The following is a 20,797-nucleotide window of genomic DNA, read 5'->3' as shown; positions in this document are numbered from 1 at the left end:
CTTATGAGGATAGGCGTGCTGGACAACTTGGGCTTATGAGGAATATTCATAAACCATGAGAAACGAACTGAACGAACTCGCTACGTTTGCAATCGTCGCCAGAGAACGGAGCTTTACGCGGGCTGCGGCAAAGATCGGTGTGTCTCAGTCTGCCCTGAGCCACACAATCCGGGGACTTGAGCAACGGCTCGAGCTGCAGCTTCTTGCTCGAACGACCAAGAGCGTCGCACCAACCGCCGCAGGCGCAGCTCTTTTGAAAGAATTGTCTCCGGCACTTGAGCAGATTGCTCGTGCCATCAACGAGGCCCGAAACGTTCGGCACCGGCCGGCAGGCCGCCTTCGGATTGTCATGTCCCGGTCGGCTGCCGTGATGGTATTGTTGCCGCGGCTCACGGCATTCGCGGAAGCTTACCCCGACATCGTTCTTGACGTTGTTACCGTCACTGGCCCCGTCGACCTCGTTGCGGGTGAGTTCGACGCCGGTATTCAACTTGGCGAGTACATTCAGAAAGACATGATCGCGGTGCGGGTCACCCAGGAGTTGAGATTGGCGGTGGTCGGATCGCCCGGCTATTTTTCATCACGAAGCATTCCCCGGAAACCCAAGGATCTAAATGACCATCGATGCATAAGCCTGCGTCTTCCGGGCGGTCCATACAGGTGGGAATTCGAGAAGGGACGGAAGGCGGTCACGGTCGGCGTGAATGGCCCGCTCATCATCGATGATACCCACCTGGTGATTCAGGCGGCACTCGCTGGCGCCGGCCTGGGGCTCGCATTTGAAGAGCAGGTCGCAGAGCATGTTGCGAAACGTCGCCTTATCCGTGTGCTGGAAGATTGGACGCCGCCAATTCCCGGCTTCTTCATGTATTACCCCAGTCGTCAGCATCAGCCGGCTGCGCTGTCTGCATTGACGAACGTGCTGCGAGCCTCTTAACCACAATTCGACGCGACGAACTGTATGGTGGCACCGTCGCTGAAATCGAATCCGAACGCCATCAGGGCCCGCGTGGGTCGCGATGCAGCAGTCGACAATCCGTCGAGCGTTCAACGCCGGGATGTCCGGAAGCCACCCAGACCCGACCGCCGATGGCGACGACGACCGTCGTGCTCTTTTAGGAGGCTTGCCTCGGGCTTTTGCGGTGGCTTAGGTACCGAACGGCCAATTTGATGAAATTGCGCACGACCATCGACGTCTCATCCTCTCGGAACACCAAAAACACATCGGCCGAGGGTGGTGAGGGTCTGATGGGCCGGAATACAATGTCGGCTGTCGTGAAGCGCGCAATGGACTGCGGCACCAGTGCCACGCCGAAGCCCGCCACGATCAGGCTCGGAATCGACTGGGCGTCGACGACCTGCTGGGATACCCGCGGCAAAAAGCCGGCATCGACACAGCATTTCTGGATGTAGCGTGCGAACTCCGAGCTATTGGGGTCGAGGACGATGTGATCCTCCGATGCTAGTTCGCTAAGCGCAACGCGCTTGCGCCCGGCCAACGGGTGCGCGTGCGGCAGTGCGAGGACCACCTCTTCCCGCCAAGCAAGCTTGCTGGTCAGGCCGTGTTCGGTCGGAACGCTGCGAATAAGACAAATGTTGGTCGTGCGGTTGAGGAGTGCTGCGATCTGCAATGCAGGCGCCTGCTCATGCACCGTGGTTTTCACCGATGGAGCAACCTTTCGGTAGGCGGCAAGCAGTTCCGCCAGCCGACCGCGCAAGATGGAGCCGGTCGCACCAACGTCAAGCGTGCCGATAAGGCCGGCGCCGATCGACTGAACTTCGTCTTCCGCGAGCTTGATCTGCTGGAGAATGGCGCGACCTCTGCCCAGCAGGGCTTCACCGGCCTTAGTCAGTTCGACCCTTCGGCTGGTCCTGTGGAGAAGCTGCGTCTTGAGCTCGGCCTCCAGCGTCTGGATGTGCTGGCTCAGCGGTGGTTGGGAAAGGTTCAGTCGCCGAGCGGCGAGGGTGAAGCTGCGCTCTTCGGCGACGGCGATGAAATATCGGAGCTGGCGGAGATCCATTTGGAAAACCTATCAATCGTGTCGTTCTATATATTGGACTTGAGATCCGCGATGGTCAACGAATGCCCGACGGAGCCCTCTGCGAGCCGGGCGCGGTCCGCGATCACGGGCAAGCGCGCTCCATTGTGCGTACGACGACACGTCACCATCAAACAACAAGATAGGCGGAGGCCTGAAGGCCCACCAAGCCGCGTCAGTCGAAGACCAGCCAAGCGAGGAAAAGCCGTGCCCAAGATCTTCAAGTCACTCTTCTTCCAGGTCGTCATTGCGCTCATGCTGGGCATCGCCCTCGGCATGGCTAATCCCGACCTCGCCCTTCAGATGAAGCCGCTCGGCGACGGCTTCATCAAGCTGATCAAGATGCTGGTGCCTGTGATCGTGTTCTGCGTCGTCGTGCACGGTATCGCCGCGGCGGGAGACCTGTCGAAGGTTGGAAGGGTCGGCATCCGCTCTCTCCTGTATTTCGAGATCGTCACCACCGTCGCACTGGTGTTCGGCATTGGGCTTGCCTACTATTTCGAGCCGGGCGCAGGAATGAACATCGACCCGAAGACGCTCGACGCCAAGGCCCTTAGCGGGTTCAGCCAAACCGCGGCTCAGGTCGCGGGAGGCGGCGTCTCCGAATTCCTGATGAAGCTCATCCCCTCGACGATTGTGGGGGCCTTCAGCTCCGGCGACGTCCTGCAGGTGCTGATCGTCTCGATCATGTTCGGCTGCGCCGTGTCCTTGTGCGGCGAGCGAGCGAAGCCGGTCGTCGAGTTCATCGAGCGCGTGAACGAGATCATCTTCAAGATGATGAATTTCGTCGTCCGGCTCGCGCCGATCGGCGTCTTCGGTGCCATCGCCTTCACGGTCGGGAAGTACGGTGTTGGTTCGCTCAAGCAACTCGGCGGGCTCGTCGGCCTGTTCTATCTGGCCGTGGTCCTGTTTGTGATCGTGGTGCTCGGCGCGATCATGCGACTGTCCGGCTTCAGCCTGTTCAAGTTGCTCGCCTACTTGCGCGAAGAGTTGATGATCGTTCTCGGCACCGCCGCAGGTGACAGCGTTCTGCCGCAAACCATGCGAAAGCTCGAGCAGCTCGGCATCAAGCGGTCGACGGTTGGTCTCGTTATACCGACCGGATACTCGTTCAATCTGGACGCGTTCTCCATCTACTTGACGCTGGCCGCAGTCTTCATCGCACAGGCGACCAACACGCCGCTTGCGACAGGCGATCTCCTCGCCATCCTTGGCATCGCGTTGCTCACCTCGAAGGGCGCGCACGGCGTTCCGGGCTCGGCCATCGTCGTGCTCGCCGCGACGCTTGCCGCTATCCCGGCCATTCCGGCGATTGGCCTTGTGCTCATCCTGTCGGTCGACTGGTTCATCGGCATTGCCCGCGCCCTCGGCAATTATGTCGGAAACTGCGTTGCCACCGTCGTCGTCGCGTCCTGGGAAGGCGACATCGACAGGGCAAAGGCGCATCGTATCCTGAACGGCGAGATTGATCCCTCAAGTGAGGGGCTGGTCGATGCCGTCGGCGGAGATGAGCCCGTCCCGAGTGCACAGACGGCGTGAAACGCGAGTGTTGGTTGGAATATGGCGATGCTGACGCTTTCGATTGAGCGTCTAACGAGGAAGGCATTTGCGCCGTTTGGCGAGGTCGTCGATACGGATGGGTTGACGCCCCTGCCGATCAACGAAGGCTTTGCCCGGCGCTTCAACGATCTCGCCACGATCGACGTCACCGCGGAAGGCGGACAGATCAACATCAGTTGGTTTGTCGCCTCCACCCGGCCTGCGCCGATCGCGATCCGGCTGATGGAGCGCCATCCGCTTGGAAGTCAATTGTTCATGCCCTTGAACCGCAAGGACTGGCTGATCGTCGTCTGCACGGATCCGCATATCGCCTCGACCTATCGGGCCTTCGCTGCAACGGGATACCAGGGCGTAAACTATGCCCGCAACTGCTGGCACCATCCGCTGCTTGTTCTGGAAGACTCCAGTCCGTTCTTCGTCGTCGACCGGAAGGGCGGGGGCGACAATCTTGAGGAATATTGGCTGGAAGAGATGGTGCAGCTCGATTTTGCGCCGGACAGCATTCTCGGGAAATGACGTGCGGCAAGCAGAGCCGCGCAATGACATACCACACGGGAAACCTATCGGAGGCCACGACCATGCGATCGCAAACCTATCACGTGCCGCAGGGCGGCCATCCGGCCCAGACGGAGCTCTTGAGCGGCCGGGCGGTCTTCACGAACGCATATGCGGTCATACCCGGCGGTGTGCAGCGCGATATCGTCGTCAGCCATCTACCGCATTGGGATAACACGCGTGTCTGGGTGCTGGCGCGACCGCTCTCCGGATTCGCCGAGACATTTTCCCATTATCTTATGGAGGTGGCACCGGGTGGGGGAAGTGAGCTGCCGGAGCCGGACAAGGATGCCGAAGGCGCGCTGTTCGTCGCGGGTGGCAAATTGAGCCTCGAGGTGGCGGACAAGGAGCGGGAGCTGCGACCCGGGGGCTTTGCCTATCTTCCACCCGGCCGCGGCTGGAGCATTCGCAATCGCAGCTCGAGCCCCGCTCATTTTCATTGGATCCGCAAGCTATATCAGGGCGTACCGGGGCTTGCTCACCCCGACGTCATCGTGACCAACGAGGACTCGGTCGCACCGACGCTAATGCCAGATACGGATGGGAGATGGAGGACCACACGCTTCATCGATCCGGCCGATATCCGATATGACATGCACATCAATATTGTCACGTTCGAGCCGGGCGCATCTATTCCCTTCACAGAGACCCATGTCATGGAGCACGGTCTTTACGTTTTGGAGGGCAAGGCCGTCTACCGGCTCAACCAGGACTGGGTCGAGGTCGAGGCAGGAGATTTTATGTGGCTGCGGGCGTTCTGTCCGCAGGCGTGCTACGCCGGGGGCCCAGGTCGGTTCCGTTATCTCCTCTATAAGGATGTCAACCGGCACATGGATCTGCGGCCCTTCACGGCAGCGTAAGTTGGAGGCGCTTTTTGGCGAGCTATCGCGGACGGATCATCCGGACGATGCTGATAATTGCACAAAAGCTCGGGGTTACATCGGCTCGATGCCGATCTTCTTGATGACCGCAGCCCATTTCGTCGTTTCCGATGTCATGAAATCCTTCAGGCCTTGTGGGTCCATCACCATGGGCTCGGCGCCTTGCTCGACGAAGAGGGCGCGCACCTTCGGATCGTTCACGGCTTCCGCCATCGCCGCATAGAGCCTGTTGAGCACGGCCTTGCCTGTGCTCGCGGGCGCGAGCAGAGCAAGCCAAGCGGCGCTCTCGTAATTCTTGAGGCCCGCCTCCGCCGCGGTCGGCACATCCGGCAGCGCGGACATGCGCTTGTCGCTGGCCACCGCGAGCGGGCGTGCATCGCCGCTCTTGATCAGGCTGATGACGTTCGGCAAGAGCTGGAAGCCAAGCGGGACCTGGCCCGCGATGAAGTCCGGCGTGTAGGCGGCGATATTGCGATAGGGAACGTGCGTGATCTCGGTGCCCGTGAGCTGCTCGAAATAGGCGGCCGCCAGATGCTGCGACGAGCCGACGCCGACCGTTCCGTAGTTCAGCTCCCGCGGATGCGCCTTGGCATAGTCGATCAGCTCGTTCAGTGATTTCGGTGGCAGCCTCGAATTGATCACGATGACATTCGGCAGCGTCGCGAACAGGCCGATGGGGACGAGATCCTTCTGCGGATCGTAGGGCAGCTCCTTGTACAGCGATTTGTTCGCGGCCAGCGGACCGGAGGTGCTCATAAGCAGCGTGTAGCCGTCGGGTGCTGCATGCGCCGCAGCAGCGGTGCCGATATTGCCGCCGGCGCCGGGACGATTGTCAACCACGAAGGCCTGCCCTAGCGACATGGACATGCGGTTGAGCAGGATGCGGGTGATGACGTCGCTGGCGCTGCCGCCGGCGAAGGGCACAAGCACCTGGACCGGGCGGGTCGGATAGTCTTGCGCGTTTGCATGCCGCATTCCCGTTGCTGCGAGCAGGGCGCCACCACCGAGCGTGAGCAGCGACCTCCGGTCAGGACGAAATCCCTCGCTCTCCTGGTGAGCGCCATCTGTGATCTTGCTGCGACCGAACCGTGCCATCTCGGACTGAATCTCCCGACTGTGTCTTGTTCTGCGAGCCCAGGGAGCGTCCGGGACGGGAGTCGTCGGGGATGAGCGCCAGGTCGCGTTTTTCTGCGCCTGGACCGTAGTTAGCAGGCCGCTACGACCGTCATGCCTGCACGTCTCAAAACTTACCAACCCGTCTCATTTTGCAGTGGGCGCGACATCTTGTCCGAGCAGGAATTCTGCACTCAAGAGATCGCTTTCCGCCGCGTCTTGCTGCGCGCCTTGCGAGGCGATGAGGTCGTGCTGCCAATGAAAGGCTCCACAAACTCTCGCGCCACGGCGGCCGCTTGCGCAAGATCGTGGCTGATGACGTCGAGCACCGCCTTGGCCGCGACCGACACCGCTCGCCGCGGGTGATGCACCCAGGCAATCGAGCGCACGATCCGTTGCTGGTCGAAACGATGCGCCCGGATGGCGCCGCTCGCGAGCGATTGCCGGAGCGCGATGGTCGGCAGCACTGTGGCAAAGTCGGTGGTCGCGATCACGTCGCAGAGCGCGGGGAGGGTGTCGAGCTCGAGCCGCGGCCGCAGGTCGATGCCGATGGCGGCGGCGTGCTCATCCAGGATCAGCCGCAGGCCGTGGCGCTTGGACGGCAGCACGAGGTCGAAATTCGCGATGTGGTCGAACCGCAGCTTTGCCGGTGGCCTGACCGGGCTGTCCTTGCGGCAGGCGAACACCATCTCCTCGTCCATGATGTGATGCGCGGACAGCGGCGTCTTCCGGCGCGGCACGTTGATCAGCGCGAAATCGAGCTGACCGGTGTTGACCCAGTCCACGAGCGTCTCGGTATAGCCCTCGCAGGCGGACAGCGTGATCTCGGGATAACGACTGGCGACCGTCGCCGACGAACTGGCCATAGTGCTCTGCGCCACCGACGTGATGAGGCCGACCGAGACCCGCCCCGAAATGCGCCCGCCGAGCTGCGCCATCTCCTGCCGCGCATATTCGGCGTCACGCACGATCGGCGCGGTCAGCCGCACCAGCGCCTCGCCGGCGCTGGTCAGAGTCATGCCCTGGACGCTGCGGTCGAACAGTTTTTGGCCGAGTTCGGCCTCGAGCTTGGCGATCTGCATGCTCAGCGCCGGCTGCACGATGTTGAGCTGGCGCGCGGCGCGGGTGACGTTCTTTTCCTCGGCCAGGCAAAGGAAATATTGCATCTGCCTGAGTTCCACGGAGCTGTCCTTTGTTCGCTGTTGCTTGTGCGCGGCCATCATCACAGATGATGGATGATATAATCAATCATTATTTGTAGTGATGGGTGGGATTGCCTAGTCTCGTGGCGGACCGCGAGGCCTCGAGGGCCGCGCCGTCTGGGAGCGAAATCAGACATATGCAGGACGCCACACCCAAACGGATGATCATCGGCATTTCCGGCGCCTCCGGCGTCACCTATGGCGTTCGCCTGCTGCAGCTCCTGCGCAATGCCGGCGTCGAGACGCATCTGGTGATGTCGAAGACCGCTGAGCTGACCTTTGCCTACGAGACCGACCTGAAGATCGCGGAGGTGAGGGAGCTCGCCAATGTCTGCCATGCGATCGACGACATGGCCTCGGCGATCTCCAGCGGCTCGTTCCGCACCGCCGGCATGATCGTGGCGCCGTGCTCGATGCGCTCGATGTCCGAGATCGCCTCCGGCGTGACCACGACGCTTTTGACCCGCGCTGCCGACATCGTGCTCAAGGAGCGCCGGCGACTGGTGCTGATGGTGCGCGAGACGCCGCTGCACACCGGGCATCTCAGGACGATGACGGCCCTGTCGGAGATGGGCGCGATCATCGCCCCGCCCGTGCCGGCCTTCTACGCAAAACCCGAGAACCTCGACGACATGGTCGAGCACACCGTCGGCCGTGTGCTCGACCTGTTCGACATCGATATCGGCGTTGTGCGCCGCTGGGGCGAGGACGAGTCGCTCAAGCGCCGCTCGCCGCCGCTGCGCAAGATCGCGCCCTGACCTGAAGACCTGAGGAATGACCCGTATGCCAATGGAAAATGTTGCGAGGAGAGGCGCGAACGCGCCCGCCGATCTGCGCGCCTGGCTCGCGTTTCTCGCCGAGCGCGGCAAGCTCGCGATCGCCCGCGAGGGCATTGGGCTCGCTGACGAGCTCGCCGCCGTCGCCAAGCGGCTGGAGCGCGACAGCGCGGTGCTCTTCCCGCGCCCCGATGGGCATGAAATTCCCGTCGTCGCCAATCTCTTCGCCGGACGCGACTGGGTCGCCGATTCCATCGGCGTGACCGAGGACCAGTTGCTGCCACGGTTCCTGGCTGCTGCAAACCATCCACTGCCGACGCATGAGGTCGCGAGCGGACCGGTGCAGGACGTCGTCCACGAGGACGTCGATCTGCTGCGCCAACTCCCGGTGCCCAAGCACAATGAGCGCGACAGCGGCCCCTACATCACGGCCGGCCTGCTGATCGCGCGCAACCCGAAGACCGGTGTACAGAACGTCTCGATCCACCGCTGCCAGATCTCTGGCAAGAACCGCATCGGCGTGCTGCTGCTGCCGCGGCACACCTTCTCCTACTACCGCCTCGCGGAGGAGCTGGGCCAGGCGCTGGAGATCGCGATCGTGATCGGCGCGCATCCGGCCTTGATGTTGGCCTCCCAGGCGATCGCCGCGCTTGACGATGACGAGATGGCGATTGCGGGTGCGCTGCTCGGCGCGCCCGTCGACGTCGTGAAGTGTCGCACCAATTCAGTCCGCGTGCCCGCCCACGCGGAGATCGTCATCGAGGGACGCATTCTTCAGGGCGTGCGCGAACCGGAAGGTCCGTTCGGCGAATTCCCCCAATATTATGGTCCGCGCGCCAATCGCGAGGTGATCGAGGTCGATGCGATCACGCATCGTGCGAAACCGATCTTCCATACCATCGTGGGCGGCGGTTTTGAGCACCTGATCCTCGGCGGCGTGCCGCGCGAAGCGACGCTGCTCCAGCATCTGCGGCGCAGTTTTCCGGGCGTGATCGACGTCCGCCTCACGCGCGGCGGCACCTGCCGCTACCACCTCGCGATCAAGATCGACAAGGCGAACGACGGGGAGCCCAAGAACATCATGATGTGCGCCTTCGGCGCCCATTACGACATCAAGCAGGTGATCGTGGTGGACAAGGACGTCGACATCTCCTCGTCCGAGGAAATCGAATGGGCGGTGGCGACGCGCTTCCAGGCCGACCGCGACCTCATGGTCGTCGCCGGCGCGCTCGGCTCGAAGCTCGATCCGACGACCGACAACGGCATCAGCGCCAAGATGGGTCTCGATGCGACCGCGCCGGTCAACGCGCCCGAGCTCGCTTTCAAGCGCATTCGCGTCAAGGGCGAGGAGGAGGTCGATCTCGCCACTGCCTTGCAGGCCGACCCCGGCGCTGCGGTCGCGCGGTTTCTTTCGGAGACGCGCGCATGAGCGGATTACCGCTCGGAAGCAACTTGCGTCGGTTTGCGCCGTTGGAATATGAAGCGGGTGCTGCTTATAGTGCCGCGCCAATGAAGCAATCATTTTGCAGCGCAACGCTGCCGGGAGGAAGGAACTGATGTCGACGGCCCTGCGCATCGCTCATGGCGCTTTCGGCAGGGTCGCTCTGCTCGACATGGACCGTTCGCTGGTCCGCCACGCTCATCATCACTGCCACGTCCTGCTCAAGGTCGAGGGCTCCGACACGCAGTTTCTTGTGGGCGACCAGGTCACGCCGCTGACAGACACCGCCGCCGTGCTCGTCGACGGTTGGAAGCCGCATGCCTATGTGCACGACGCCAACCGTCCGCGCACGCTGATCATGGCGCTCTATATCGAGCCGGAATGGCTGAAGGAGTTCCGTCCCGGCTGGGCGGCCAGCGGTGCGCCGGGCTTTTTCGAGCGGCCGTCGGGCGAGGTGTCGCCGCGCATCCGTCAGCTCACGCTGCATCTGGCGGCCGAAATGATGGCGAATCCGGATGCGGTGCGGACCCACGAGCAGACGCTCTCGGATCTCATGATCGCGGTGATCGAGCGCTTCACGCCCTGGCGCAGCTTCCCGACCTCGATCCGCGGCATGAGCGCGGTGAGCTGCGACTGGCGGATCCGCCGCGCGATGGACGCGATGCGCGTGCATGATTCCTATGCCAACGTCGATCAGTTCGTGAAGGGCGCAGGCCTCTCGCGCGCGCAGTTCTTCCGCCTGTTCGAGACCTCGCTCGGCGTCTCGCCAAAGCTCTATCTCAACGTCGTCCGCATGGAGCGCGCGCTCGATGCTGTCATGCGCGAGGACACACCGCTCGGCGAGCTCAGCGAGCGTTTTGGCTTTCCGGAGCCTGCGCATTTCACGCGCTTCTTCCGCGATCACGCCGGCGTCAGCCCGCGCGAGTTTCGCAATGTCTCGCGTCTTGCGGGTTGAGTCTTGCGGGCCGATATTGCGCTGCACGCTCTCGAATGAGACGATTTGGTAAGTCGTGAGAGCGGGCGGTATGGCTCCCGCACCCCCAGTCCTGACAAACGTCATCGTCGCGTCAAAGAACGCGTCGGGAGGTATGCCGGGACATGTTGCAGGCGGTCAAATCCGCAAATCCGGGAAGTGGCGATGAGCCGTGGGTCGGGCGTTCGATCGAGCGCGTCGAAGACGCCGCGCTGCTCTCTGGCCGCGGCCGCTTCATCGACGATCTCGGTGTCCAGCCCGGCACGCTGCACGCGACGATCCTGCGCTCGCCGCATGCGCATGCCGATATTCTCTCCATCGATGTTGAAGCCGCCAAGCGTCTGCCGGGCGTTGCAGCCGTTCTGACCGGCAGCGACGTCAAGGCCGTCACCACGAGCCTCGTCGTCGGCGTGAAGGCGCCGGTGGAGTGTTGGCCGATCGCGATGGACCGCGTGCGCTATGTCGGCGAACCGGTCGCTTTGGTCGTCGCAACTGACCGTGCGCGCGCCGAGGATGCGGCCGAGCTGATCAACGTCGAGTATCGCCCGCGGGCTGCTGTCGTCGATCCGCTCGGGACGCTCGTATCAGGCGCGCCGGTACTGCACGAAGGCTTTCCCGGCAATCTCGCCAGTGACCGCCATTTCCGGTACGGCGATCCTGAAAAGGCCTTCGCGGACGCGCCGCATCGCTTCTCGATCGACATACGCTATCCCCGCAATTCCTGCACGCCGATCGAGACCTACGGGGTCGTCGCCTCGCACGATGCGGGCGAGGATGCCTATGAGGTGCTCGCCAATTTCCAGGGCCCGTTCAGCATCCACACCGTGATTGCGCGCGCGTTGAAAGTGCCGGGCAACCGGCTGCGGCTGCGTACGCCGCCGGATTCCGGCGGCAGCTTTGGTGTCAAGCAGGGCGTGTTTCCCTATATCGTGCTGATCGCCGCGGCCGCGCGTGTCACGGGCCGGCCCGTCAAGTGGATCGAGGACCGGCTCGAGCATCTGACCGCGTCGGTGTCGGCGACCAACCGCGCGACGACTTTGTCGGCGGCGGTCGCAGCCGACGGAAAGATCCTCGCGCTGGACTGGGACCAGGTCGAGGATTGCGGCGCGCATCTGCGCGCGCCTGAGCCTGCCACGCTCTACCGCATGCACGGCAATCTGACCGGCGCCTACGACATCCGTCACGTCAAGATCCGCAACCGCGTCGTCGTCACCAACAAGACGCCGACCGGTCTCAACCGGGGCTTTGGCGGCCCGCAGGTCTATTTCGCACTGGAGCGCCTGGTGCAGCGGATCGCGATCGGCCTTGGCCTCGATCCGCTCGATGTCATCAAGCGCAATCTGATCGACGCCGGCGCGTTTCCCTATCGCACAGCGACTGGTGCCTTGCTCGACTCCGGCAACTACCAGGAAGCCGTCGCGCTCGCAGTCGAGCAGGGCAGGCTCGCTGCGCTCAAGGCGAAGCGGGACGAGGCGCGAGCGCAGGGGCGGCTCTACGGGATCGGCTTCACCGCGGTGGTCGAGCCCAGCGTCTCCAACATGGGCTACATCACCACCGTGCTGACGGCGGCCGAGCGCCGCAAGGCAGGTCCCAAGAACGGCGCGCAGGCAACCGCAACCGTCGGGCTCGACCCGGTCGGCAGCGTCACGGTTCACGTCGCCTCTGTGCCGCAGGGGCAGGGCCATCGCACGGTGCTGTCTCAGGTGGTTGCCGACGTCTTCGGCCTCCAGCCGAAAGACATCCGGGTCAACACCGAGATAGACACCGCCAAGGATGCCTGGTCGATTGCGTCAGGGAATTACGCCAGCCGCTTCGCCGCAGCCGTGGCCGGTACCGCGAAGATCGCAGCCGAGCGCGTTGCTGGCAGGCTCGCCCGCATCGCCGCCAGCCAGCTGAACGTCGAAGCCGCCGACATCGTGTTTGCGAAAGGCTTCGTTGCCTCCAGGCACAATCCGGAGAACCGGATCGCGTTCTCGCGCGTCGCGGCGCTCAGCCATTGGTCGCCGGGCTCGCTGCCTGATGATGCCGGCCAGACCATCCGCGAGACCGTGTTCTGGACGCCGCCGGAGCTGACGCCGCCCGACGAGGACGACCGCATCAACTCTTCGCTCTGCCACGGCTTCATCTTCGATTTCTGCGGCGTCGAGATCGATCCGACGACGCTGGAGACGCGAATCGACCGCTACGTCACCATGCACGATTGCGGCACCATCCTGCATCCCGCCATGGTCAACGGCCAGATCCGCGGTGGCTTTACGCAAGCGCTCGGCGCCGCGCTCTACGAGGAATATGCCTACGCCGAGGACGGCAGCTTTCTGACGGGAACGCTCGCCGATTATCTGCTGCCGACCACGACAGAGGTGCCGGAGCCGCAGATCATCCACATGGAGACGCCGTCGCCGTTCACGCCGCTCGGCGCAAAAGGCGTCGGTGAGGGCAATTGCATGTCCACACCCGTCTGCCTCGCCAATGCAGTCGCGGACGCGCTCGGCATTGCCGATATCACCTTGCCGCTGGTGCCGGCGCGGCTTGCAGAGCTGGTGCGCGGTGCCGAACCGCCGCCTCCCGCTGGCGGCGCGACTGCCGCGCCTGTGCGCGAAGGCGACCGGCGGCTGCGCGGTGAGGGGCAGGCCTCGGTAAAGGGGGCGCCCGAGCAGGTCTGGGCGATGCTGCTCGATCCCGCAACGCTGCAATCGGTCATTCCCGGCTGCCAGCGCGTCGACAAGATCACCGACACGCATTTCCGCGCCGACGTCACGCTCGGTATTGGCCCGGTCAGCGGGCGTTATCGCGCCGACGTCGAGCTGTTCGATCTCGATCCGCCGCGCGCGGTCACCCTGCGCGGCGGTGCCACCGGCGCGCTCGGTTTCGGCAATGCCGAGGGGCGCATCACGCTCGCGCCCGACGGCAATGGCGGAACGAAGCTGACCTACAGCTACGACGCCGCGATCGGCGGCAAGGTGGCGAGCATCGGCGGTCGCCTGCTCGACGGCGCGACGCGCGTCATCATCGGCCAGTTCTTCACTGCGCTCGCCCGCAAGGCCGGCGGTGGTGGTGCGGAGGGCGGCTTCTCGCTCTTCGCGCTGCTGGCAAAGGTGGCGAGCCTGTTCGGGGGACGCCGATGAAACCGTCCGCATTCGACTATCTCCGTGCCGAAACCCTTGGCGATGTCCTCGAAGGACTCGCGCAGCAGGGTGGCGATGCGCGCGTGCTCGCGGGCGGGCAGTCGCTGATGGCGATGCTCAGCATGCGCCTCGCCAAGCCAAAACTGCTGATCGACATCATGCGCATCAGGGAGCTGCGCGAGATCGAGCGGAAGGGCGATGCCGTCACTATCGGCGCCGGCGTGCGCCAGGCTGACCTCCTGGCATGGCCTGACCTCGCCGAGGCGCTGCCGCTGGTCGCGCTGGCGCTGCCATGGGTTGGGCACATGCAGACCCGCAGCCGCGGCACCATCTGCGGCTCGCTCGCGCACGCCGATCCCAGCGCCGAGATGCCGCTGACGCTGGTTGCGCTCGGCGGCGAGGTGTTGCTGCGCAGCGCCAAGCGGCGGCGGCGCGTTGCCGCCAAGGACTTCTTCGCCGGCATGATGCTGACCGCGCGCGCCGATGACGAACTGATCGAAGGAATCTCGCTGCCCGCCGTCAAGGGATCGCGCTTCGTCTTCCGCGAGGTCGCGCGACGCCATGGCGATTTCGCCATCGTCGCCTGCGCCGCGATGAAGACACCGACGGGCGTGCGCCTCACAGTCGGCGGCGTCGCCGACGTTCCGACCGCGCGCGACTGGCCGCGGCTGGAGGGCAGCGCGCTCGACGATGCCCTCAATGACTTTGCCTACGAGCTTGGCGCCCGCGACGACGTCCACGCCACCGCGCGCTACCGCCGCGACCTCGTGCGCATGATCGGTCGCGATCTGATCGGCGAGGTGCTGCAATGACCCGTCTCAAGGCAGATCAGCGCCATGCCGTCCGTTTCGCGCTCAACGGCAAGCCGGTCGAGGGCGAGGCCGAGCCGCGCATGCTGCTGTCCGATTTCCTGCGTCACCAGTTGGGCGCGACCGGCACCCATGTCGGCTGCGAGCACGGCGTCTGCGGTGCCTGCACTGTTGTCGTCGACGGCATGCTGACGCGGTCGTGCCTCACGCTCGCCGCGCAGGTCGATGGTTGCGAGCTCAAGACTGTCGAAGGCCTCGCGCCGTCGGCGGACCGGCTCGGCGTGCTGCAGCAGGCGTTCCGCCGCAACCACGCGCTCCAGTGCGGCTTCTGCACCGCCGGCATTTTGATGTCGCTCGACCACTATCTCGCCAGGAACCCGGCGCCGACCGAGGCCGAGATCCGCGACCTCCTTAGCGGACATATCTGCCGCTGCACCGGCTACACACCGATCATCCAGGCGGCGCTCGAAGCCGCCGCCGAACTCGCTTCATCCAAAAAAGAGACGTCCGATGCTTGATCTCGCCAGCAGCTTCATGGCCAGCGCCGCGCGCGATCCTCATGCGATTGCGCTTGTCGACGGCGATCTCCGCCTGACCTACCGCCAATGGTACGGCAAGATCTCTGCGCTCGTGGCGTCATTCGACCGCCTTGGCCTCAAGCCCGGCGATCACGTCGTCACGCTGCTGCAAAACCACTGGGAAGCGGCGACGCTGCACTGGGCCTGCCAGTTCGCAGGCCTCGTGATCACGCCGATCAACTGGCGCGCCAAGGCCGACGAGCTCGATTACTGCATCGAGAACGCCGAAGCCTGCGCGATCGTCTATCAGGATATCTCTGCCGAGGCGGTGCAGGGCTCGGGGTTGGCAGGCAAGCTGCTGCGTGTTTCCGTCGATCCCGGGACGGGGGAGGCCACCAGCTTTGCCGATCTGATCAAGGACAGCGCGCCGGACGCCGAGCCGCGTGTCGGCACCGATGCCTGGTCGATCATGCTCTACACGTCAGGCACAACCTCGCGGCCGAAGGGCGTGCCGCGGCGGCATCGCGCCGAACGCGCCGCGGCGATCGCCCATGTCGCGCAAAATCTCTACGGCCGCGGCGAGCGCACGCTCGGCGTCATGCCGCTCTACCACACCATGGGCGTCCGCTCGCTGCTGGCGATGTCGCTGATCGGCGGCACTTTCATCTGCCTGCCGCGCTATGACAGCCACCAGGCCCTGGCCCTGATCGAGAAGGAGGAGATCACCAACCTCTATCTGGTGCCGACGCTCTATCACGACCTCGTTCATCACGAGGCCTTTGCCAGGACCGACGTCTCCAGCGTCCGCAAGCTCGGCTTCGCCGGTGCCTCGATGACCGACGGCCTTCTCAAGAAGCTGAACGAGGCGTTCAAGCCAGAGTTGTTCGTCAATCACTACGGCAGCTCCGAGATCTACACCTTTACGATCGACCAGAACGCCGCCGCAAAGCCCGGCTCGGCCGGCAAGGCGGGGCTGAACCAGCACGTCAAGGTCGTGCGCATCGGAGCGAAGTCGGTCGCGGAGCTTGCCGCGGTCGGCGAGGAGGGCGAGATCATCGCGACGCTGGCCGGCGACGAGGCCTTCGAGGGCTACTGGCGCCGCCCTGAAGCCGACGCCAAGTCGCTGCGCGAGGGCTGGTATTTTACGGGCGATACCGGCTTCGTTGATCCCGACGGCGACCTGTTCGTCACCGGCCGCGTCGACGACATGATCATCACCGGCGGCGAGAACGTCTCGCCGGTCGAGATCGAGAGCTGCCTGTCGCTGCATCCGGCGGTCGACGAGGTCGCAGTGGTCGGCGTCGCCGACGAGAAATGGGGCAAGGTCGTAGCCGCCTTCGTCAAGCGCAATCGCCCTGTGTCGGACGTCGAGCTGGAGCAGTTCTGCCGGACCACGGGCCTTGCCAATTTCAAGCGGCCGCGCCGCTACGTCTTCGTCGACGCCATTCCCAAATCGCCGGTCGGCAAACTGCTGCGGCGACTGCTCGTCGCCGGTGAATACGAAGCCGAGCGCCTGCCGCCATCAGACGCCGCCTGATCATCACTCATCTACAATCAACAGAAGGAAACCAACATGCCGTCAGCCTACAATTTTACCGATCCTCGACTCGCAAAACTCGACGGGTTCAAGGTCGAGATCGATGAGGCGCATGAGCGGGCCGATATCATCCTGGGCCGGCCGCCCTACAACGTCGTGGCGATGCCGCAGCGTGACCAGCTGCGCCTGACCTTCGAGACGCTGGACGAGGATCCGCGCGTCCGCGTGATCGTGGTGCGCGGCGAGGGCGAGCATTTCTCCAGCGGCGGCAATATCGGCGGCTTCATGGAGGCGAGCCCCGAGCACGTCTCCAAGCTCGCCTGGAACATCGCCGCGCCGGCGCGCTGCGCCAAGCCCGTGATCGTTGCCAACCGCGGTTATTGCTTCGGCGTCGGCTTCGAGCTGTCACTCGCCTGCGACTTCCGCATTGCCTCGGAGACCACGCAGTACGCGCTGCCGGAGCAGAAGCTCGGCCAGATCCCGGGCTCGGGCGGCTCGGCTCGCTTGCAGAAGATGGTCGGCATCACCCGCACCAAGGACATCGTGATGCGCTCCAAGCGTATCTCGGCCAAGCAGGCGTTCGACTGGGGCATCTCCACGGAGTGTGTGCCGGATGCCGAGCTGGAGAAGGCGACCGACAAGCTGGTCGACGAGCTCCGCACTTTCTCGCCGCTGGCACAGCGCACCGCCAAGAAGCTGCTCAACGACACCGAGGATTCGACGCTCGCGATCGCCATCGAGCTCGAAGGCCATTGCTACAGCCGCCTGCGGCAGTCGGAAGACTTCAAGGAAGGCGTCGAAGCCTTTAACGCCAAGCGTCCGCCGAAGTTCACCGGGCGCTGATGCGCGACAAAACTGCCGCGGGTCGCAATGACGCGAACCGCGGCTCTATCAAAACGGGGGAGGTAAAACAGCATGGCTGAGATGGATATGCCGGCCGCGGGCGCACAGGCGTCGGCGGATAACAAGCAGATGGTCAATGCGATCATCGCATCGGTGCTCGGATGGGCGCTGGATCTGTTCGATTTGTTCATTTTGCTCTACGTGGCGCCGGTCGTCGGCGCGCTGTTCTTTCCGTCGAGCAACCCAGCGCTGTCGCTGGCTGCGGTCTACGGCTCTTTCGCCGTGACGCTCCTGATGCGGCCGCTGGGCTCGGCGGTGTTCGGGCATTATGCCGACGTGCACGGCCGCAAGCAGGCCATGCTGATCGCCATCATCGGCGTCGGCATCAGCACGGCGGCGTTCGGCCTGCTGCCGACCATCGCCCAGGTCGGCGTGATCGCGCCGATCCTCTTCCTGATCCTGCGTCTGGTGCAGGGCATCTTCGTCGGCGGCGTCGTGGCCTCCACCCACACCATCGGCACCGAGTCGGTGCCGGCGCAATGGCGCGGCGCGATGTCGGGTCTGGTCGGCGGCGGTGGCGCCGGCATCGGTGCGCTGCTCGCGTCCTTCATCTTCCTGATCACGTCCTCGATCTTCCCCGGCGATGCCTTCGCGGTATGGGGCTGGCGCTTCATGTTCTTCTCGGGGTTGCTGAGCTCGCTGCTCGGCTGGTTCATCTTCCGCAACCTCGAGGAGTCGCCTTACTTCAAGGAGCTCAAGCGCCAGCAGGGTAAGAAGCAGGCGAAGGTCTCGAAGGCGCCGGTCAGGGACGTGTTCTCCGGCGAATATCGCGGCGTGCTGCTGGTCAACCTTCTCATCACCTTCGGTGGCGGCGCCGGCTACTACCTGACCTCGGGCTACCTGCCGAGCTTCCTGAAAGTCATCAATGCGGTCCCGAACCAGACCTCGTCGTTGATCCTGATGGGTGCGAGCGTGTCGGCGTTCTTCTCCGCGGTGCTGGTCGGCGCGCTGAGCGATCGTATCGGCCGCAAGAAGACGTTCCTCATCATCGGTGTCTTGGCCGCGGTGCTGCTGCCGCTGTGCTATCTCAATCTCGCGGCGACCAAGGACACGACGCAAATCACGCTCTATGCGCTCGCCATCGCTTTCATCGGCAATGCCGGCTATGCGCCGGTGCTGATCTTCCTCAACGAGCGTTTTCCGACCGCGTTGCGCGCGAGCGGAACGGGCCTGTCCTGGAACATCGGCTTCGCGCTGGGCGGCATGATGCCGACCTTCGTCTCGCTGGTGAGCGGCAGCCCTGCGGAGATCCCGATGTCGCTGGCTTATTTCGCGGTCGGCGTGTTCGTGATCTACCTGATCGGGGCGGTCGTGATCCCCGAGACCAAGGGTAACTTCCGCTGAGCCAAATCGGCGCGGCCGCATTCGTGGCCGCGCCGATCCATCGAATTGCGCGATGAGACGGGAATGGATGGGCTGCATTTCGACGACGTGATCGTCGGCGGCGGGTCGGCGGGCTGCGTGCTCGCCAATCGGCTTTCCGCAGACGGAAGCCGTCGCGTGCTTCTGATCGAAGCCGGGATGGACACGCCGCCCGAGGCGACGCCGCCGGAAATACTCGACAGCTATCCGATGACGCTGTTCTTCGGCGACAAATACATCTGGCCGGGCCTGTCAGCGGCCGCCGGCCGCAATGCCGAGGGCAAGCCGGTCGTCCGCGCCTACGAGCAGGGCCGGGTGATGGGCGGTGGCTCCAGCATCAACGTGCAATCGGCCAATCGCGGCCTGCCGCGCGACTATGACGAGTGGCGCGATCTCGGTGCCCGGGGCTGGGGCTGGGCGGATGTGTTGCCGTACTTCCTCAAGCTCGAGACTGATCTGGATTTCGACGGCCCGCTGCATGGCAAGCACGGCCCGATCCCGATCCGCCGCATCGCGCGCGAGGCGATGCCGCCGTTTGGCCACGCCGTCGGCGAAGCGTTGTCGGCGACCGGCCTGCCGTTCCGAAAGGACCAGAATGGCGAGTTCGAGGACGGCATCTTTCCGCCGGCCTTCTCCAATCGCAATGACCGGCGCGTCTCGACCGCAACCGGATATCTCGACGCAGCAACGCGCGCGCGGCCGAACCTGATCATTTGGGCGGACAGCGAGGTCGAACAACTCCAGCTCGATGGCCGCCGCGCGACGGGCGTCGTGGTCGCGCGGGGCGGGCAGAAGCTCGCCGTCGCCGCCGGCCGCGTGATCCTGACCGCAGGCGCGCTGCAATCGCCGGCGATCCTGATGCGGGCGGGCATCGGCCCGGGTGCGGCGCTGCAAGCGCTCGGCATTCCCGTGGCGATCGATCTGCCCGGCGTCGGCAGCAATCTGCGCGATCATCCCGCGCTGACCTTCTGTCAATATTTGCCGCGGCGGTTGCGGTTGCCGCTTGCCCGGCGGCGACCCAATTGCGCGGCGATGCGCTTCTCGTCGGGACATCAGGGCTGCGATGCTTCCGACATGTACATCACGGCCTCGGCCCGTGGCGGCTGGCACGCGCTGGGCACGCGGCTCGGGCTCTACTTCCTCTGGTGCAACCGGCCGTATTCGAGCGGCTCGCTCACCTTGGCGACGCCCGATCCCAGAACCTATCCGGTCGTGGATCTCAACCTCTTGTCCGACGATCGCGATCTCGAGCGGATGGTTGCGTCGGTCCGGCTGCTCGCGAAGCTTATCGTTCATTCCGCGCTCAACCCCGAGGCGGCCGATTTCTTCCCGGCCTCCTATTCCCCGCGCATCAAGCGGCTGAGCCGGTATGGCACGGCCAACCGAATCGTCGCCTCCATCCTCGGCCCGATGCTCGACGTGCCCGCGGGCCTCAGGCAGCTCTTGATCCGCCTTGTGCTGCTCAACGGCACGGCCTTCCAGGCGACGCTGGCGGACGACCGCGCGCTGGAAGCCTTCGTGCGACAGAGCGTGTTCGGCGTCTGGCACCCCGTGGGGACATGCCGCATGGGCGATCCATCCGACCCGAAAGCGGTGGTCGCCCCGGAAGGGCTGGTGATCGGCAGCGACAATATCTTCGTGGCGGATGCTTCGATCATGCCGCGGCTGCCGACGGCCAATACCAACATTCCCGTGATCATGGCGGCCGAGAAGATCAGTGATGCCCTGCTGTCGCGAAATTAAGCTTTGTGCTGCGCCAGCGCGGAAACGCCCTCCTGCGTGAGGTATTCGAGTTCCACGAGGTCACTCCGTTGGATTCGACTCCTGAACAGGAAGCGCCGCGACGACCGACTGCGGCATCGAGCGGTTCACGTTGGACAGGGCTCGCTCTTCTTCGCTGTTGTTAGAAAGTGGCCCGTGATGGATTGGAGCGAGGGTTAGATTGTTTCAATCAGTTAAGGGGCGGCGTGTGCATGACGTATGCACCGGGAGATCGAGAAAAA

General features: G+C 64.3%; 17 protein-coding genes. 14 read left to right on the top strand and 3 right to left on the bottom strand.

Features of this window, described 5'->3' with window-relative positions; all coding sequences use genetic code 11:
- The first annotated feature begins 55 nt into the window (after positions 1–55).
- Positions 56–937, top strand: coding sequence for a LysR substrate-binding domain-containing protein (locus tag AC0L3X_RS26405; RefSeq protein WP_063984204.1), 882 nt, complete (start codon positions 56–58; stop codon positions 935–937).
- Between the two features lie 178 nt (positions 938–1,115).
- Here AC0L3X_RS26405 and AC0L3X_RS26400 read toward each other — a convergent pair whose 3' ends face one another.
- Entirely contained in the window at positions 1,116–2,021 is a 906-nt protein-coding gene (locus tag AC0L3X_RS26400; RefSeq protein WP_063984203.1) for a LysR substrate-binding domain-containing protein, read from the bottom strand.
- 225 nt (positions 2,022–2,246) lie between these two features.
- On the opposite strand from AC0L3X_RS26400, the gene AC0L3X_RS26395 reads away from it, so the two are divergent.
- From AC0L3X_RS26395 to AC0L3X_RS26385, 3 genes are all read left to right on the top strand, one after another.
- Positions 2,247–3,578, top strand: coding sequence for a C4-dicarboxylate transporter DctA (locus tag AC0L3X_RS26395; protein WP_063984202.1), 1,332 nt, complete (start codon positions 2,247–2,249; stop codon positions 3,576–3,578).
- A 27-nt stretch (positions 3,579–3,605) separates the two neighbouring features.
- The gene (locus AC0L3X_RS26390; RefSeq protein ID WP_063986501.1) at positions 3,606–4,115 is read left to right on the top strand and encodes an ureidoglycolate lyase; all 510 of its coding nucleotides are present in this window, start codon (positions 3,606–3,608) and stop codon (positions 4,113–4,115) included.
- Between the two features lie 62 nt (positions 4,116–4,177).
- Positions 4,178–5,014, top strand: coding sequence for a bifunctional allantoicase/(S)-ureidoglycine aminohydrolase (locus tag AC0L3X_RS26385; RefSeq protein WP_063986500.1), 837 nt, complete (start codon positions 4,178–4,180; stop codon positions 5,012–5,014).
- A gap of 75 nt (positions 5,015–5,089) precedes the next feature.
- Here the strand turns inward: AC0L3X_RS26385 and AC0L3X_RS26380 are convergent, their stop codons facing one another.
- Both AC0L3X_RS26380 and AC0L3X_RS26375 read right to left on the bottom strand, forming a co-directional pair.
- Positions 5,090–6,130 (bottom strand): Bug family tripartite tricarboxylate transporter substrate binding protein, encoded by a 1,041-nt coding sequence (locus AC0L3X_RS26380; protein ID WP_063984201.1) that lies wholly within the window; start codon positions 6,128–6,130, stop codon positions 5,090–5,092.
- A gap of 212 nt (positions 6,131–6,342) precedes the next feature.
- Positions 6,343–7,314 (bottom strand): LysR family transcriptional regulator, encoded by a 972-nt coding sequence (locus tag AC0L3X_RS26375; protein WP_063986499.1) that lies wholly within the window; start codon positions 7,312–7,314, stop codon positions 6,343–6,345.
- Between the two features lie 173 nt (positions 7,315–7,487).
- Between AC0L3X_RS26375 and AC0L3X_RS26370 the strand changes: the two genes are divergently transcribed.
- From AC0L3X_RS26370 to AC0L3X_RS26325, 10 genes are all read left to right on the top strand, one after another.
- The gene (locus AC0L3X_RS26370) at positions 7,488–8,108 is read left to right on the top strand and encodes a UbiX family flavin prenyltransferase (protein WP_283018596.1); all 621 of its coding nucleotides are present in this window, start codon (positions 7,488–7,490) and stop codon (positions 8,106–8,108) included.
- A 25-nt stretch (positions 8,109–8,133) separates the two neighbouring features.
- Positions 8,134–9,555, top strand: a complete 1,422-nt coding sequence (locus AC0L3X_RS26365) for a UbiD family decarboxylase (RefSeq protein WP_063984199.1) — start codon at positions 8,134–8,136, stop codon at positions 9,553–9,555.
- A 127-nt stretch (positions 9,556–9,682) separates the two neighbouring features.
- Positions 9,683–10,522 (top strand): helix-turn-helix transcriptional regulator, encoded by an 840-nt coding sequence (locus tag AC0L3X_RS26360; protein WP_014496257.1) that lies wholly within the window; start codon positions 9,683–9,685, stop codon positions 10,520–10,522.
- A 143-nt stretch (positions 10,523–10,665) separates the two neighbouring features.
- Positions 10,666–13,665 (top strand): xanthine dehydrogenase family protein molybdopterin-binding subunit, encoded by a 3,000-nt coding sequence (locus tag AC0L3X_RS26355; protein ID WP_063984198.1) that lies wholly within the window; start codon positions 10,666–10,668, stop codon positions 13,663–13,665.
- Positions 13,662–14,477 carry an FAD binding domain-containing protein gene (locus tag AC0L3X_RS26350; RefSeq protein ID WP_473316983.1) on the top strand — a complete coding sequence of 272 codons (816 nt, stop codon included), beginning with the start codon at positions 13,662–13,664 and terminating at the stop codon, positions 14,475–14,477. Before AC0L3X_RS26355 ends, AC0L3X_RS26350 begins: the two co-directional genes overlap by 4 nt.
- On the top strand, positions 14,474–14,992 hold the full coding sequence (locus tag AC0L3X_RS26345; RefSeq protein WP_063984196.1) for a (2Fe-2S)-binding protein: 519 nt from the start codon (positions 14,474–14,476) through the stop codon (positions 14,990–14,992). The genes AC0L3X_RS26350 and AC0L3X_RS26345 overlap by 4 nt, the downstream gene beginning before the upstream one ends.
- Positions 14,985–16,529, top strand: a complete 1,545-nt coding sequence (locus AC0L3X_RS26340) for an AMP-binding protein (protein ID WP_063984195.1) — start codon at positions 14,985–14,987, stop codon at positions 16,527–16,529. Before AC0L3X_RS26345 ends, AC0L3X_RS26340 begins: the two co-directional genes overlap by 8 nt.
- A gap of 36 nt (positions 16,530–16,565) precedes the next feature.
- Positions 16,566–17,372 (top strand): enoyl-CoA hydratase/isomerase family protein, encoded by an 807-nt coding sequence (locus tag AC0L3X_RS26335; protein ID WP_063984194.1) that lies wholly within the window; start codon positions 16,566–16,568, stop codon positions 17,370–17,372.
- 72 nt (positions 17,373–17,444) lie between these two features.
- Positions 17,445–18,776: an MFS transporter gene (locus tag AC0L3X_RS26330; protein ID WP_063984193.1), complete on the top strand. Its 1,332-nt coding sequence runs from the start codon at positions 17,445–17,447 to the stop codon at positions 18,774–18,776.
- 63 nt (positions 18,777–18,839) lie between these two features.
- Complete coding sequence (locus tag AC0L3X_RS26325) at positions 18,840–20,537, top strand: GMC family oxidoreductase (RefSeq protein WP_354132307.1); 1,698 nt, start codon at positions 18,840–18,842, stop codon at positions 20,535–20,537.
- Positions 20,538–20,797: the final 260 nt, after the last annotated feature.

The organism is Bradyrhizobium sp. MI1.7, from assembly GCF_055811795.1.
The sequence above is the reverse complement of the archived record's forward strand: the minus strand, read 5'-3'. Positions and strand labels throughout refer to the sequence as shown.

What these genes read in the sequence shown, in the direction of transcription:
- AC0L3X_RS26405 (WP_063984204.1), top strand. Translation starts at nt 56, where the DNA reads ATGAGAAACGAACTGAACGAACTCGCTACGTTTGCAATCGTCGCCAGA.
- AC0L3X_RS26400 (WP_063984203.1), bottom strand. Translation starts at nt 2,021, where the DNA reads ATGGATCTCCGCCAGCTCCGATATTTCATCGCCGTCGCCGAAGAGCGC.
- AC0L3X_RS26390 (WP_063986501.1), top strand. Translation starts at nt 3,606, where the DNA reads ATGCTGACGCTTTCGATTGAGCGTCTAACGAGGAAGGCATTTGCGCCG.
- AC0L3X_RS26385 (WP_063986500.1), top strand. Translation starts at nt 4,178, where the DNA reads ATGCGATCGCAAACCTATCACGTGCCGCAGGGCGGCCATCCGGCCCAG.
- AC0L3X_RS26380 (WP_063984201.1), bottom strand. Translation starts at nt 6,130, where the DNA reads ATGGCACGGTTCGGTCGCAGCAAGATCACAGATGGCGCTCACCAGGAG.
- AC0L3X_RS26375 (WP_063986499.1), bottom strand. Translation starts at nt 7,314, where the DNA reads ATGCAATATTTCCTTTGCCTGGCCGAGGAAAAGAACGTCACCCGCGCC.
- AC0L3X_RS26370 (WP_283018596.1), top strand. Translation starts at nt 7,488, where the DNA reads ATGCAGGACGCCACACCCAAACGGATGATCATCGGCATTTCCGGCGCC.
- AC0L3X_RS26365 (WP_063984199.1), top strand. Translation starts at nt 8,134, where the DNA reads ATGCCAATGGAAAATGTTGCGAGGAGAGGCGCGAACGCGCCCGCCGAT.
- AC0L3X_RS26360 (WP_014496257.1), top strand. Translation starts at nt 9,683, where the DNA reads ATGTCGACGGCCCTGCGCATCGCTCATGGCGCTTTCGGCAGGGTCGCT.
- AC0L3X_RS26355 (WP_063984198.1), top strand. Translation starts at nt 10,666, where the DNA reads ATGTTGCAGGCGGTCAAATCCGCAAATCCGGGAAGTGGCGATGAGCCG.
- AC0L3X_RS26350 (WP_473316983.1), top strand. Translation starts at nt 13,662, where the DNA reads ATGAAACCGTCCGCATTCGACTATCTCCGTGCCGAAACCCTTGGCGAT.
- AC0L3X_RS26345 (WP_063984196.1), top strand. Translation starts at nt 14,474, where the DNA reads ATGACCCGTCTCAAGGCAGATCAGCGCCATGCCGTCCGTTTCGCGCTC.
- AC0L3X_RS26340 (WP_063984195.1), top strand. Translation starts at nt 14,985, where the DNA reads ATGCTTGATCTCGCCAGCAGCTTCATGGCCAGCGCCGCGCGCGATCCT.
- AC0L3X_RS26335 (WP_063984194.1), top strand. Translation starts at nt 16,566, where the DNA reads ATGCCGTCAGCCTACAATTTTACCGATCCTCGACTCGCAAAACTCGAC.
- AC0L3X_RS26330 (WP_063984193.1), top strand. Translation starts at nt 17,445, where the DNA reads ATGGCTGAGATGGATATGCCGGCCGCGGGCGCACAGGCGTCGGCGGAT.
- AC0L3X_RS26325 (WP_354132307.1), top strand. Translation starts at nt 18,840, where the DNA reads ATGGATGGGCTGCATTTCGACGACGTGATCGTCGGCGGCGGGTCGGCG.